The organism is Qipengyuania sp. L-5Y, from assembly GCF_056859455.1.
On record NZ_JBSXOM010000021.1, the window covers coordinates 59,032 to 71,643 of the forward strand.

General features: G+C 62.0%; 12 protein-coding genes. 4 read left to right on the plus strand and 8 right to left on the minus strand.

All coding sequences use genetic code 11. From position 1 onward, the window contains the following. Positions 1-12 precede the first annotated feature (12 nt). Complete coding sequence (locus AC13F2_RS03415; RefSeq protein ID WP_482965191.1) at positions 13-1,815, plus strand: sensor domain-containing diguanylate cyclase; 1,803 nt, start codon at positions 13-15, stop codon at positions 1,813-1,815. Here the strand turns inward: AC13F2_RS03415 and leuA are convergent. Further along, a complete protein-coding gene (leuA, locus tag AC13F2_RS03420; RefSeq protein ID WP_482965192.1) occupies positions 1,812-3,494 on the minus strand; it encodes a 2-isopropylmalate synthase in 1,683 nt (560 codons plus the stop codon). The two genes, AC13F2_RS03415 and leuA, sit on opposite strands and share 4 nt — an antisense overlap. Positions 3,495-3,722: 228 nt before the next feature. Here leuA and AC13F2_RS03425 point away from each other — a divergent pair, with 228 nt between their 5' ends. Further along, the gene (locus tag AC13F2_RS03425; RefSeq protein ID WP_482965193.1) at positions 3,723-4,145 is read left to right on the plus strand and encodes a PaaI family thioesterase; all 423 of its coding nucleotides are present in this window, start codon (positions 3,723-3,725) and stop codon (positions 4,143-4,145) included. Here the strand turns inward: AC13F2_RS03425 and AC13F2_RS03430 are convergent. From AC13F2_RS03430 to miaA, 7 genes are all read right to left on the minus strand, one after another. Further along, on the minus strand, positions 4,142-5,290 hold the full coding sequence (locus tag AC13F2_RS03430; RefSeq protein WP_482965194.1) for an alpha-hydroxy acid oxidase: 1,149 nt from the start codon (positions 5,288-5,290) through the stop codon (positions 4,142-4,144). The genes AC13F2_RS03425 and AC13F2_RS03430 overlap by 4 nt on opposite strands. A 76-nt stretch (positions 5,291-5,366) precedes the next feature. After that, complete coding sequence (locus AC13F2_RS03435) at positions 5,367-6,023, minus strand: YceI family protein (RefSeq protein WP_375245558.1); 657 nt, start codon at positions 6,021-6,023, stop codon at positions 5,367-5,369. A 109-nt stretch (positions 6,024-6,132) separates the two neighbouring features. After that, positions 6,133-7,167 (minus strand): ketol-acid reductoisomerase, encoded by a 1,035-nt coding sequence (gene ilvC / locus AC13F2_RS03440; RefSeq protein WP_196846244.1) that lies wholly within the window; start codon positions 7,165-7,167, stop codon positions 6,133-6,135. A gap of 25 nt (positions 7,168-7,192) precedes the next feature. Further along, positions 7,193-7,708: an acetolactate synthase small subunit gene (gene ilvN / locus AC13F2_RS03445; protein ID WP_482965195.1), complete on the minus strand. Its 516-nt coding sequence runs from the start codon at positions 7,706-7,708 to the stop codon at positions 7,193-7,195. Then, on the minus strand, positions 7,705-8,004 hold the full coding sequence (locus AC13F2_RS03450; protein ID WP_103023380.1) for a hypothetical protein: 300 nt from the start codon (positions 8,002-8,004) through the stop codon (positions 7,705-7,707). The genes ilvN and AC13F2_RS03450 overlap by 4 nt, the downstream gene beginning before the upstream one ends. Continuing rightward, positions 8,004-9,755: a biosynthetic-type acetolactate synthase large subunit gene (gene ilvB / locus AC13F2_RS03455; RefSeq protein ID WP_482965196.1), complete on the minus strand. Its 1,752-nt coding sequence runs from the start codon at positions 9,753-9,755 to the stop codon at positions 8,004-8,006. Before ilvB ends, AC13F2_RS03450 begins: the two co-directional genes overlap by 1 nt. Positions 9,756-9,780: 25 nt before the next feature. Further along, positions 9,781-10,815 carry a tRNA (adenosine(37)-N6)-dimethylallyltransferase MiaA gene (miaA, locus tag AC13F2_RS03460; RefSeq protein WP_482965197.1) on the minus strand — a complete coding sequence of 345 codons (1,035 nt, stop codon included), beginning with the start codon at positions 10,813-10,815 and terminating at the stop codon, positions 9,781-9,783. On the opposite strand from miaA, the gene serB reads away from it, so the two are divergent. Both serB and AC13F2_RS03470 read left to right on the plus strand, forming a co-directional pair. Further along, positions 10,808-11,704, plus strand: a complete 897-nt coding sequence (gene serB, locus AC13F2_RS03465; protein ID WP_482965198.1) for a phosphoserine phosphatase SerB — start codon at positions 10,808-10,810, stop codon at positions 11,702-11,704. The two genes, miaA and serB, sit on opposite strands and share 8 nt — an antisense overlap. A gap of 68 nt (positions 11,705-11,772) precedes the next feature. Beyond that, positions 11,773-12,606 carry a Coq4 family protein gene (locus tag AC13F2_RS03470; protein ID WP_482965228.1) on the plus strand — a complete coding sequence of 278 codons (834 nt, stop codon included), beginning with the start codon at positions 11,773-11,775 and terminating at the stop codon, positions 12,604-12,606. Positions 12,607-12,612 lie beyond the last annotated feature (6 nt).

Genomic DNA, 12,612 nt, shown 5'->3' on the forward strand with positions numbered 1-12,612 from the left:
ATGCGCGCCGCGATGCGTATCGTGGCCTACGGAACGCTCTTTCTTGCCGTTACCTGCTGCACGATCTTCTGGACCCGCTTCACGGGTGGCCTGGCCTTCGTGTGGCTGGGAACTGCGATCGCTTCGGCGCTGTTCCTGGCCCTGCCGCGCGACCAGCACTTCATGGCCGCTGCCTTTCTCACCATGATGAGCACAGCTGCGACCAGCCTCTTCGGGTTCGGACCAGTCTGGGCCTTTCCTCTGGCGCTGATCAATGTGTTCGAAGCCTGGTTCATTGCCTGGCTGCTGGTGCGGATCCGGCCTGAGCGCGACTATATCGAAAGCGAGCGCGGGATCGTATGGCTCGGATTGCTGGCAGGAGTTGTGGGCCCGTTCGCGGCGGCCATTCCCGGTGGGCTGCTGGTCACGCAGATCGTGGGCGGAAGCGCACAATTTCACGCTTTCTCATGGCTGGTGGGTCATGGCCTCGGCACCCTGCTGGTAATGCCGCTTGCCCTGCTGCTGACGTCGTACCGTGAGCCCCTGGTCATGCGGGTCAGAGAAGTCGGGAAAGTGTTCTCCTTCTCCGCCGTCGTCCTGCTAACCCTGGCAATTTCAGCCTGTGCTCTTCTTCAGTCGACATTGCCGTCGCTGTTTTTGCCGATCGTACCGCTGGTACTGGCAAGCTACCATTTCGGTCGCTTCGGTGCATCGATCACCGTCCTGATCATAACGGCATTTTCGGCCGTGACGCTCGGGCTGGATGTCGGTGTCTTTGCCGAACTCCACCTCGCACTGTGGCAGAAAGTCCTGTTCGTTCAGTTCTACCTCAGCGTGCTCCTGCTGATATCGTTTCCTCTAGCCGTGGCGCTCAAGCAGCGACAGCGGTTCATGCAGGAACTGGTCAACCGGGAAGCAATGCAACGGTTGATTGCCGATCATTCCGACGATGCTCTCCTCCATCTGGATGAAAGCGGAACGATCCGCTTCGCATCGCCGGCCTCGACGCGGCTGAGCGGGCACGACGCGGTCGAAGGTCGGCATCTTGCAGCGTTCTTCGGTACGTTCGACCGCAAGATTGTCGTCGATGCGCTCGCGTTGGCTGCCAGATGTCCAGGCCAAACGGAAATCATCGAACGCTCGGTCGAGCGGGGTGGACAGACACGCTGGCTCGAAGCGAAATTGCGGGCCATCGAACCTGCAAGGAAGCAGGCCCCGACCTTTGTCGTGACCATTCGCGACGTCACCGAGCGCAAGCTCGCTGAAATCCAGATATCTCGGGAAGCGCGAACCGATGTGCTGACAGGCCTGCCCAATCGCCGGGCCCTTCTCGGCGTGCTGGAAGAGCAGCTCGAATTTGCCGACGAAAGGCCATTCGGGTTCGCCCTGATCGATCTCGATCACTTCAAGGCGATCAATGATTCCTATGGACATGCGGTGGGAGACAAAGTGCTGCAGCAGGTCGCTGGAATCATGTGTGACAGTGCGAGCGACGATTGCTTCTTTGCTCGCATAGGCGGCGAAGAATTCGGGCTGGTTGCCGTCGGCTCGGCTGTTGATAACATGGCCATCATTTGCGAGCGCCTGCGTCTTGCCATTCTGCGCAACGTGATGGCCGACAATGACGGCGGACATTTCAACGTCACTGCCAGCATAGGTATCGCGCGGATATCAGAACGGTGCAGTTCGTCGATGGCCATGCAGGCGGCCGACGGCCCGCTCTATTCGGCAAAGGCTGCCGGCCGCAATTGTCTGCGCTTTGCCCAGCACATGGGGCATTTCGTGCCAGCGGACACGAACGACCTGCCCGCATCGCCTCTGCGCGCTATCCGCTAGGTCGGCACAACCGCCGAATTGGCCGCGCTGAGCACGGCTCGAACACTGGCCGTTGCGATGTCCTCGTCGATCCCGCAGCCCCAGATCGTGCGTCCCTCGGCAGTACGGCATTCCAGATAGGCCGCCGCACGGCTGTCGCGTCCGGTCGTCAGAGCGTGTTCGGTATAATCGACGACTTCCAGGCTCAGTCCGAAAGCGTCCTCGATCGTGCTCACCACCGATGAAATAAGCCCGTTGCCGCGGCCCGACACCGTCTGTTCCTGCCCTTCCACAGCGATCGTGCCTGTGAAGAGGCGGGTTCCGTCGCTTGCCCGACGCTCTTCGTATTCGACCAACTGGAAATGCTTTGGGCGCGTCTGGACATGGTAGGCCGTCCTGAAGGCCTCCCAGATGTCGGCGGCATTGAGTTCGCGCCCCAGACGGTCCGCCATGCGTTGCACATGCGGGCTGAAATCGGCCTGCATCTTCTTGGGCAGCTTGAGACCCTGATCCTGTTCCAGAACCCAGGCAAACCCGCCTTTTCCGGATTGCGAATTTACGCGGATCACGGCTTCGTAGCTGCGGCCCAGATCGGCGGGATCGATCGGCAGGTATGGTACGCGCCAATGCGGATCATTCTGTGTTTCGAGCGCTGCGAACCCTTTCTTGATGGCGTCCTGATGACTGCCGGAGAAGGCGGTATAGACCAGCTCGCCGCCATAGGGATGGCGCTGATGGACGGGCAGTTCGTTGCAATATTCGACGGTCTCGATAACGCCGTCGATGTCTGAAAAGTCGAGCTTGGGATCGACGCCCTGCGTGTACATGTTCAGCGCCATTGTCACGAGGCAGCAATTGCCGGTGCGTTCTCCATTCCCGAACAGGCATCCTTCGACCCGGTCTGCGCCTGCCATCAGTGCCAATTCGGCTGCCGCGACGCCGGTGCCGCGATCGTTATGGGTGTGAAGAGAGATCACCGCACTTTCGCGATTGGGCAGGTTGCGGATGAAATATTCGACCTGGTCGGCGTAGATGTTCGGGGTGGCCGCCTCGACTGTTGCAGGCAGGTTGAGGATTATGGGATGGTCCGGCGTCGGGGCCAGTACATCCATAACCGCTTCACAAACCTCGAGACTGAAATCGAGTTCGGCAGTCGAGAAGGTTTCCGGACTATACTGAAAATGCCAATCCGTATTCGGTTGACGACCTGCCTCATCGCGCATCACCTTTGCGCCTTGAACCGCGATGTCCCGCACCTGATCGCGGGTCATGTTGAACACCACTTCGCGCCAAGCGGGGCTGACGGCATTGTACAGGTGAACGATGGCCGCCCGCGCGCCGGTCAGACTGGCAAAGCTGGTTCGGATCAGGTCTTCACGGCTTTGCGTCAGTACCTGGACCATCACGTCGTCGGGGATCCGGCCCGACTTCACGAGGCCGGAAATGAAATCGAACTCGGTCGCGCCTGCGCTGGGGAACCCGACTTCGATTTCCTTCACGCCAACGTCGACGAGCAGATCGAAAAAGCGGGTTTTCTTGTGCGCGTCCATGGGGTCGACGATGGCCTGATTACCGTCGCGCAGATCGGTCGACAGCCAGCGGGGTGGGGCCGTTATGGTGCGCGTCGGCCAGTGCCGGTCGGTCAGAGGGACCTGCGGAAAGGGCGAATATTTGGTGCTCGGGTCGCGGAGCATGGACATCTGGAAAATCTCGGATCTTGCGGAAACTTGCGGGTGAAACTTCGTCCCTTGGGCGCTCAGCGCACCCGGGCAGGCACGCAAGCTGTCACGCCCAAGGGCGTGTAAGTCGCAGAATAAGGCCGAGTGCGCCGTTCATGCGCATCGCTATGCGAAAGGATGTATGGGTTGTAAAGAAAAACAGTCTTGGGCATCCCGAGAAATTATATTTCTCATCCACAAGGACAGACAATGGCCGAAGCGCATTCGCTTTATGAAACGATGGGGCTGGTGCGCATCGTTGAAACCGATCCTGAAGGGCGGGCAACTCTCGAATACGAAGCGAAGCGGGAGCAATGCCATTCAGGCGGTGTAGTGCAGGGTGGCTTCATTAGCGGGTGGATCGATGCGGCCATGGCGCATGCTGCCATCGCGAAGAACGGGCCGGGGATCGTGCCGATGACGCTCGAACTCAAGGTCAGCTTTTTCGCGCCGACGCGGCCTGGCCTGGTCATTGCCGAAGCCTGGGTCGAGCGCCACGGCAAGCGCACAAGCTTCTACGAAGGGCACTTGAAGCAAACGGATGGCACTGTGTTGGCCAAGGCTACCAGCACAATCCTGTTGGCGGATATGACCCGCGTGGTAGCGGCATCGAAGAAGGCGACCGAAGGTTAGCGCCAGCGCAGCCTGTCCGGCGTCAGTTGCGAGAGCGACGTGACGCCCATCAGCCGCATCCCCCGCTCGATCTCTTCCTTGAGGATATTCACCGCGCGCTCCACGCCAGCCTGACCGGCGGCTGCCAGTGCGTAGAGATAAAGCCGCCCGCCAGATGCGGCGGTTGCGCCAGCCGCCACGCTTTTGAGGGCGTGCGTCCCGCGCCGGACCCCGCCATCGAGAATGATCTCGATCTCGCCCCCGACCGCGTCGACGATTTCGCGAAGCTGGTCGAACGGCGCGCGACTGCCGTCGAGCTGCCGACCGCCATGATTGGAAATCAGGATCGCATCGGCGCCGATTTCAACCGCCCGCCGCGCGTCGGCAGCGCTCATGATACCCTTGAGCGCGAACGGGCCGCCCCAATCCTGCCGGATCCGCGCGGCGGTATCCCAGTCCATGTTCGTATCGAGCATGGTGTTGAAATAATCCTGGATGCTTACGGGCCTGCCTGTACCTTCCTGCACATAGCCGTCGAGATTGGGCAGGCGGAATTTCGGACCGAAGACGTAATCCATCGTCCAGCGCGGGCGCGTGGCGTAACTCCACAGCGCGCTCGGGGTGAAGCGGGGCGGCGTGGTGAAGCCTGATCGCAGGCACCGCTCGCGTTTGCCGGACACGATTGTATCGACGGTCAGCGCAAGCGCATCGAACTTCGCCGCCTGGCACCGCTCGATCATGCTGGCGTTCAGCCCCTTGTCCTTGTGCACGTAGAGCTGGAACAGCTTGGGCCCGCCCGTCAGCGCTGCAATCTCTTCGATGGAGTGAGTGGCAAGGCTGGATATGCCGAACCACACGCCGAATTTCTCCGCGGCCAATGCGACCGCGCGTTCGCCATCGCGGTGAAACGCGCGCTGCAGCGCAGTTGGGCTCAGCATGAGGGGGAGGGCGCTCCTGCGCCCCATGATCATGCAGGACGTGTCGATATCGCCCACACCTGCGAGAACATCGGGTACTAGATCAACATCGTCGAAGGCGCTGGTGTTGCGTGCCTTCGTGATCTCATCGTCGGCCGCACCGTCGATATAATCGAATACCGGCCAGGGCAGACGCCGCTCGGCAAGCGCCCTGAAATCGCCGATATTATGACAATCGCGAAGCTTCATGACGATCGATCGGCCCGGCTAGTGTGGCGGGCAAGCGGGCGCGTCCATGACCCGGTGCCATGGACGCGCCTGTCTTTCATTGTTTTTCGAACGCGGCGCTGATCGTCAGTTCGACCTCGTCCGATACCATCGGCACGAAGGTCGACAGGCCGAAATCGCTGCGGTTGATCGTCGTGGTCCCCTCGAAGCCGATCGTTTCCTTCTTGCTCATGGGGTTGGCCCCTGCGCCGGTGAATTCGGCAGCGATCGTGACGGGCCGCGTGACGCCGTTCATGGTCAGGTCGCCGACGATGGTGGCGCCCGTTTCGCCCGAGCGGGTGACCGATGTCGAAACGAAGCGCGCGGCATCGGGGTTGGGGCCGAAGAAATCGGGTTCGCCGCCGTCCTTGCCCGCTCTGAGCAGGTGGTCCTTGAGGCCGGCGGATGCGACGGTCACGTCCGCGATCGGGATGGTCACGTCGAGGCTGGCGGCTTCAGGGTTCGCCGGGTCCAGCTGCAGCGTCCCCTCGATGTCGCCGAACAGGCCGAAATAGTCGTTGAAGCCGAAGTGGTTGAGCCGCCAGCTTACCAGCGTGTGTCCGGGATCGGTCGCATAGGTGCCGGCCGTGACGCGCGAGACATCGACCTGGCCGGGGATGGCGGGGGCATCGTCGGCAAAACCCGGGGCGGCCAGAACGAGGGCAAGTCCGCCGGCAAGCGGCAATGCGTGGCGCAGTTTGATGGGGAAAGTCATTGATGCAGTCTCCTGTTGCAGATCCGGGCCGGAGTGTGCGCATCGCGTGGGAAGGGCGCAAGAAGGCACACGGGGGTAACCCCGCAGCGCCCCGCTTGCGCCCGATCCGTCAGTTCTTGTCCTTGTCGACCAGCTTGTTCGCGCCGATCCATGGCATCATGGCGCGAAGCTGCGCCCCGGTCTGCTCGATCGGATGCGCTTCGGCGGCCTTGCGGCTTGCCTTGAGTTCGGGCTGGCCGGCCTGATTGTCGAGCACGAAATCCTTCACGAACCGGCCCGACTGGATATCCTTCAGCACCCGCTTCATCTCGGCCTTCGTTTCGTCCGTGATGATGCGCGGGCCGGTCTTGATGTCGCCGTATTCGGCCGTGTTGCTGATCGAATAGCGCATGTTGGCGATGCCGCCTTCGTACAGCAGATCGACGATCAGCTTGGTTTCGTGCAGGCATTCGAAATAGGCCATCTCGGGCGCATATCCCGCTTCCACCAGCGTTTCGAAACCCGCCTGGATCAGGTGCGTGATACCGCCGCACAATACGGCCTGCTCACCGAACAGATCGGTCTCGCATTCTTCCTTGAAGTCGGTTTCGATGATGCCCGAACGCCCGCCGCCCACGGCACTGGCATAGGACAGGGCGAGCTGTTTCGCATAACCCTGGCCGCCCGACTGCTCGCTTTCCTGGTGCACCGCGATCAGGCAGGGCACGCCGCCGCCCTTGATGTATTCGCCGCGCACGGTGTGACCCGGGCCCTTGGGCGCGATCATGATCACGTCGACGTCGGCCGGAGGATCGATCAGGCCGAAATGGATGTTGAGCCCGTGAGCGAAGGCCAGCGCGCTGCCCGGCTTCATCTTGCCTGCGACCTCGTTGGCGTAGATTGCGGCCTGATGCTCGTCCGGGGCAAGGATCATCAGCACATCGGCCCATTCCGCGGCCTCGGATACCGTCTTCACCGTGAACCCTGCGCCCTCGGCCTTTTTTGCCGTCGCTGATCCTTCGCGCAGCGCGATGACGACTTCGCCGACACCGCTGTCACGCAGGTTCTGCGCATGGGCATGCCCCTGGCTGCCATAGCCCACAATGGCGACCTTCTTGTCCTTGATCAGGTTGGTGTCGCAATCGGTATCGTAATAAACTTGCATTGGATTCCTCTTGAAAACTTTGGCGTCAGTCCTGTGCAGGACCGCGCATCATGCCCACGATCCCGGAACGACCGACCTCGACGAGGCCGAGTTCGCGCATGAGAGCGATGAAGCTGTTGATCTTGTCGGGCGAACCCGTGAGTTCGAAGACGAAGCTGCGGGTCGTGGTATCGACCACATTGGCGCGGAACAGTTCGGCAATGCGCAGCGCCTCGACCCGGTTGTCGCCTTTCCCGGCCACCTTCACCAGCGCCAGTTCGCGTTCCACATGGGCGCCGCTTTCCGTGAGGTCGATCACCTTGTGCACCGGCACCAGCCGTTCGAGCTGGGCGCGGATCTGGTCGATCACCGGCTCGGGGCCGTTGGTGACGATGGTGATCCGGCTGATCGCGTGGTCTTCCGAAATGTCGGCCACGGTCAGGCTGTCGATATTGTACCCGCGCGCAGTGAACATGCCCGTGATCTTGGCCAGGATACCCGGCTCGTTGTCGACGATGACATTGAGAACGTGCCGCTCGGCGGCCTGCATGGCGATCTTCATTGTTCGCGATCCTGCCACAGGGGTTCGAACATGCGCCCTTCGCCGTCGTAGTCGCGCAGGAAATCGCGGCCGCGCCGCACGGCTTCGAAATTATCCGTCTGGCGGCTGAGGTCGAGCGTGTCGGGCAGCAGGACCCAGGCTTCGTCGTCCTGCTTTTCCGCGACTTCCATGCCCAGGAAACGCTGGCCGTTATCCTCGATCCAGTTCAGCAACCGGTCGGCATCGTCACGGGTGAACCACACGCGCCGTTCTGCGCGATCCGCAAACTGCGGCGGTATTTTCTGCTGCATTCCCATCAGACCAGCGCCTTCGCTTCATCATCCATGGTACCGCCCACTTCGTCTCCGTAAAGCAGCATGTCGGTGTGCGCCGCCCCGCTGGGGATCATCGGGAAGCAGTTGGCTTCCTTGGCCACCTGACAATCGACCATCACCGGGCCGTCATGCGCCAGCATGGCCTCGATCCCCGCATCCAGCTGGCTTTCATCCTCGATGCGGATGCCTTTCCAGCCATAGGCTTCCGCAAGTTTCACGAAATCGGGCAGGCTGTCGGAATAGCTGTTGGAATAGCGGCTCTCGTAGGTGAGTTCCTGCCATTGGCGGACCATGCCCATGTACTCGTTATTGAGGATGAAGATCTTCACCGGCAGGCGATACTGGCTGGCCGTGCCCAGCTCCTGGATGTTCATCTGGATGCTGGCTTCACCGGCAATATCGATCACCAGGCTGTCGGGATTGCCCAGTTGCGCGCCGATCGCGGCGGGCAGGCCATATCCCATCGTGCCCAGACCGCCGCTGGTCAGCCACCTGTTCGGCTGCATGAAGCGGAAATACTGTGCCGCCCACATCTGGTGCTGGCCCACTTCGGTGGTGATGATCGGATCGCGGTCCTTCGTCAGCGCGAACAGGCGCTCGATGCTCTTCTGCGGCATGATCTGGTCGCTTCCGCGCTCCGGATACGCCAGGCAGTCGCGTGCTTTCCAGCCCAGGATGCGCGCCTTCCATTCGGACAGGTCGCGGGGTTTGCGATTGCCCCAGGCTTCCACGATCTGTTCGAGCACATGGGCGCAGTCGCCGATGATGCCGAGATCGACGGGGACGATCTTGTTGATGCTCGCGCGGTCGATATCGATGTGAACCTTCTTCGCTTCGGGCGCGAAGGCATCCAGCCGTCCGGTCACGCGGTCGTCGAAGCGGGCCCCGATCGCAATGATCAGGTCGGCCCGGTTCATGGTCATGTTGGCTTCGTATGTGCCGTGCATGCCCAGCATGCCCAGCCAGTCCGGATGGTCGGCGGGGAACGCGCCCAGTCCCATCAGCGTGCTGGTAACCGGTGCGCCCGTCATGTCCTGCAGCTTGCGCAGCAACTGGGTCGCCCGCGGGCCGGCATTGATCACGCCGCCGCCGGTATAGAATACCGGGCGTTCTGCCCCGGCCAGCATCTCGACCGCCTCCGCGATTTCATCGGCGGCGCCCACCATGCGGGGCTGATAGCGGTGCGAGGGAAGGGGGCTTTCGTCTTGACCGTCCCAGCTCGCCAAGGCGATCTGCACGTCTTTCGGAATATCGACGACCACGGGGCCGGGTCGGCCGGATGTGGCGATGCGGAACGCTTCCTCGATGGTCGCGCCCAGCCGCTCGGGGTCCTTCACGAGGTAATTGTGCTTGGTGCAATGCCGCGTCAGACCGATCGTATCCGCTTCCTGGAAGGCATCGGTCCCGATCAGCGCCGTGGGTACCTGTCCGGTGATCACCACCATGGGAATCGAATCCATATAGGCATCGGCGATACCGGTGACGGCATTGGTCGCGCCCGGCCCGCTGGTTACCAGCACCACCCCGGGCTTGCCGGTGGAACGGGCGTATCCTTCCGCAGCATGCGCGGCGCCCGCTTCGTGACGTACCAGAATATGCCGAATGCCGTCGTCCGCGAATAGCTCGTCGTAGATCGGCAGCACCGCGCCGCCGGGGTATCCGAAAACGAATTCCACACCTTGCCGCTTGAGACATTCGATCAGGATTGCTGCGCCGCTGCGCTCGATACTCACGTCAACCTCCGACCCGTTCGGGTCTTCATAAGATACAAATCGGCCCGACGCTGGGGTCTGAAGCGCCGGGCCGACAACGCCTCAGATAGGCGGGCCGTATTTCACGGTCAACCGCCTTATTGAAATAAAGAAACAAAAAATCGTTGTCAGCGATAGTTTTGTTATCCGCCCTCGGCCACGACTGGGGCAGCTGATTGCGGAACCATGTATATTGGCGCTTGGCATACTGGCGCGTGGCAAGCTGGCCAGCGGCGATAGCTTCAGCGCGCGATAGATCTCCTTCAAGCAATGCCTTGATCTCCGGAACGCCGATGGCGCGCATGACGGGCAGGGCAGGGTCGAGATCGCGCGCCAGCAGCGCCTCCACTTCCGCCAGCGCCCCCTTGTCGAGCATGCGCTCGAACCGCAGGTCGCAGCGGGCATTCAGCCACTCGCGCTCCGGCAGCAATACCAATGGGTGCAGTGCGATTTCACCGGCGATCCCTCCGGACTGGCGGTCCTGCCAGTAGATCATCGGATGGCCGGTGGATCGCACCACCTCTAGCGCGCGGGCCATCCGCTGGCTGTCGCGCGGGCCAAGACGTCCGGCGGCCTCCGGGTCCTCCTCGACCAGGCGGGCGCGCAGGTCCTCGGTCGAAAGCTGGCGCACCGCTTCTCGCACATGCGGATCGATCGCGGGGATCGGGGATATGCCGTCCAGCAATGTGCGCATGTACAGCCCGGTCCCGCCGCACAGGATCGGCACGCTGCCGGCGGCGTGCACTTCCTCTATCGCGGCTTTGGCGGCATCGGCCCAGTTGGCGGCAGAGCAGGGCTCGGCACCGTCCCATGTTCCGAACAGCCGATGTTCGATCCCGCCCATCTCGTCTTCGGTGGGCCGCGCCGACAGAATATGCAGGTCGCGATAGACCTGCTGGCTGTCGGCATTGATTATGACGCCATGGCGTCCCTCGCGACCGAGGCGCTGTGCCAGCTTCACCGCGAGATCGCTCTTGCCGCTGGCGGTCGGCCCTGCGATGAGCGCGACCGGTTTCAAATCGGGAGAAATATTGGTGCTCATTGCCCGGCTGATAGCAGACATGGACGGCGTGGAAACACGCCTCGACGCGGCAATGAAAGCCTGTGCAGCGGCGGATATGCCGGTGGCCATGGCGGGCATGCTCGATTTCTGCAGCGACGTGCTCCAGCTTTCGCTCCCGCATGGCGACGGCGGGCAGCTGGCGGAAATCCTGACCGAATATTTCGGCGATTGCGATCTGCTCATCTCCGATCACGAAATCGAAGTGCCACGCCTCTTCGTATCCGACATGGATTCCACCATGATCGGGCAGGAATGTATCGATGAACTCGCAGACTTCGCCGGGCTGAAGGACAAGGTAGCCGCGATCACCGAACGGGCGATGCAGGGCGAACTCGATTTCGGCAGCGCTCTCAAGGAACGCGTCGGCTTGCTCGAAGGGCTGGAAGAAAGCGCGATCCACCGCTGTCTGGCCGAACGCATCCGGCCGGTCGATGGCGCGCGCACGCTTGTCGCCACGCTACGCAGCAAGGGATGCCGCACCGTTCTGGTCACCGGCGGTTTCCATCATTTTGCCGATCCCATTGCCGAAGATCTCGGTTTCGAACGGGTCGTGGGCAATCGTCTCGGTGTCGCGGGCGGCAAGCTGACCGGTCTGCTTGCAGGGCCCGTCAGCGATGCGTCGACCAAACTCGCAACGCTGGAAGAAGAACGCGCACAACTCGGCGAAGGCGCGCGGGTTCTGGCTACGGGCGATGGCGCCAACGACGTTCCCATGATCGAGGCTGCGGATTACGGCATCGCCTATCGCGCCAAGCCCAGGGCCCGCGATGCGGCCAATGGACGGATCAACAGTGTACACCTCACCGCTATACTCCGGCTGTTCGGTATTCCGGAAAGCGAGTGGGTGGAGGATTTCGCTGCCGGCTAACCGGTACGCGCCTTCCCCCAGCGAAGGGGCTAGTTTCTTTGAAGGACCGATCGGCTATAACCGGCGGCATGACCGGAACGTCTCCCGCCGCAATCGATCTGGAAACTGCCTTTGACGGCACGCCCTTGCGCCATCCGACTCGCCCTCGGTCCCGCTATCGCCCGCTGGCAGCAGTGCGGCATTTTCGCGAGCTGCTGAAGGACAAGGAAAACACGGCAGAAGTCTTCAGGATTTACGATGCGCTGCCTTCCAGGCAGTTCGTCCCGCGTGTGCGCGCGCTGACGCTCAGCCCGCATGGCGATGCTCTACGGCGCAGCGAACCATTTTTGCCTCCCATCCTCGACGATCACGATGCCCTGCGCAAAACTCCGGCCGGTTCGGTCGCGCATGCCTATTGCGATTTCATGGAAAGCGAAGGTCTCTCGGCCGCCGGTCTCGTCGCGGAATTCGAAAAGGCAGGGCGGCCGGTCTATGACGATCTGGTCCAGTGGTTCGGCTTCCGCCAGCGCGACACCCACGATCTCATGCATGTGCTGACCGGCTATGGCCGCGATGCCCTCGGCGAACAATGCGTGCTGCTGTTCACCCACGGCCAGAGCCCGAGCCAGGGCCATCTCCTGCTGGGCTATGCAGGCTCGTTGCATCTCAAGAAACTCGTGAAGAGCCGGGCGCCGGTAATGAAGGCCGTTCGCCAGGCTCATCGCACCGGCAAGGCCTGCCCGCCGCTTGTCGAACTTTCGATCCGGGAACTGCTGGTCAAGAATCTCGAGCAGGCAAGGGCCGAACTCCGCATCCCGGAACCGCATTGGTATCGCGAATGCCACCGCATCTGGCGCGAAGAAGGCATCGATCCCTACGATCTGCTCGCCCAGAAACAGGAACCGGAGCTCGTTTCTGCCTGATCGGCA

Coding starts and splice junctions, on each gene's coding strand:
- AC13F2_RS03450 (WP_103023380.1), bottom strand. CDS start 8,004: ATGGGAATGCAGCAGAAAATACCGCCGCAGTTTGCGGATCGCGCAGAA.
- AC13F2_RS03415 (WP_482965191.1), top strand. CDS start 13: ATGCGTATCGTGGCCTACGGAACGCTCTTTCTTGCCGTTACCTGCTGC.
- AC13F2_RS03430 (WP_482965194.1), bottom strand. CDS start 5,290: ATGAAGCTTCGCGATTGTCATAATATCGGCGATTTCAGGGCGCTTGCC.
- AC13F2_RS03470 (WP_482965228.1), top strand. CDS start 11,773: ATGACCGGAACGTCTCCCGCCGCAATCGATCTGGAAACTGCCTTTGAC.
- AC13F2_RS03435 (WP_375245558.1), bottom strand. CDS start 6,023: ATGACTTTCCCCATCAAACTGCGCCACGCATTGCCGCTTGCCGGCGGA.
- leuA (WP_482965192.1), bottom strand. CDS start 3,494: ATGTCCATGCTCCGCGACCCGAGCACCAAATATTCGCCCTTTCCGCAG.
- AC13F2_RS03425 (WP_482965193.1), top strand. CDS start 3,723: ATGGCCGAAGCGCATTCGCTTTATGAAACGATGGGGCTGGTGCGCATC.
- ilvN (WP_482965195.1), bottom strand. CDS start 7,708: ATGAAGATCGCCATGCAGGCCGCCGAGCGGCACGTTCTCAATGTCATC.
- miaA (WP_482965197.1), bottom strand. CDS start 10,815: ATGAGCACCAATATTTCTCCCGATTTGAAACCGGTCGCGCTCATCGCA.
- ilvC (WP_196846244.1), bottom strand. CDS start 7,167: ATGCAAGTTTATTACGATACCGATTGCGACACCAACCTGATCAAGGAC.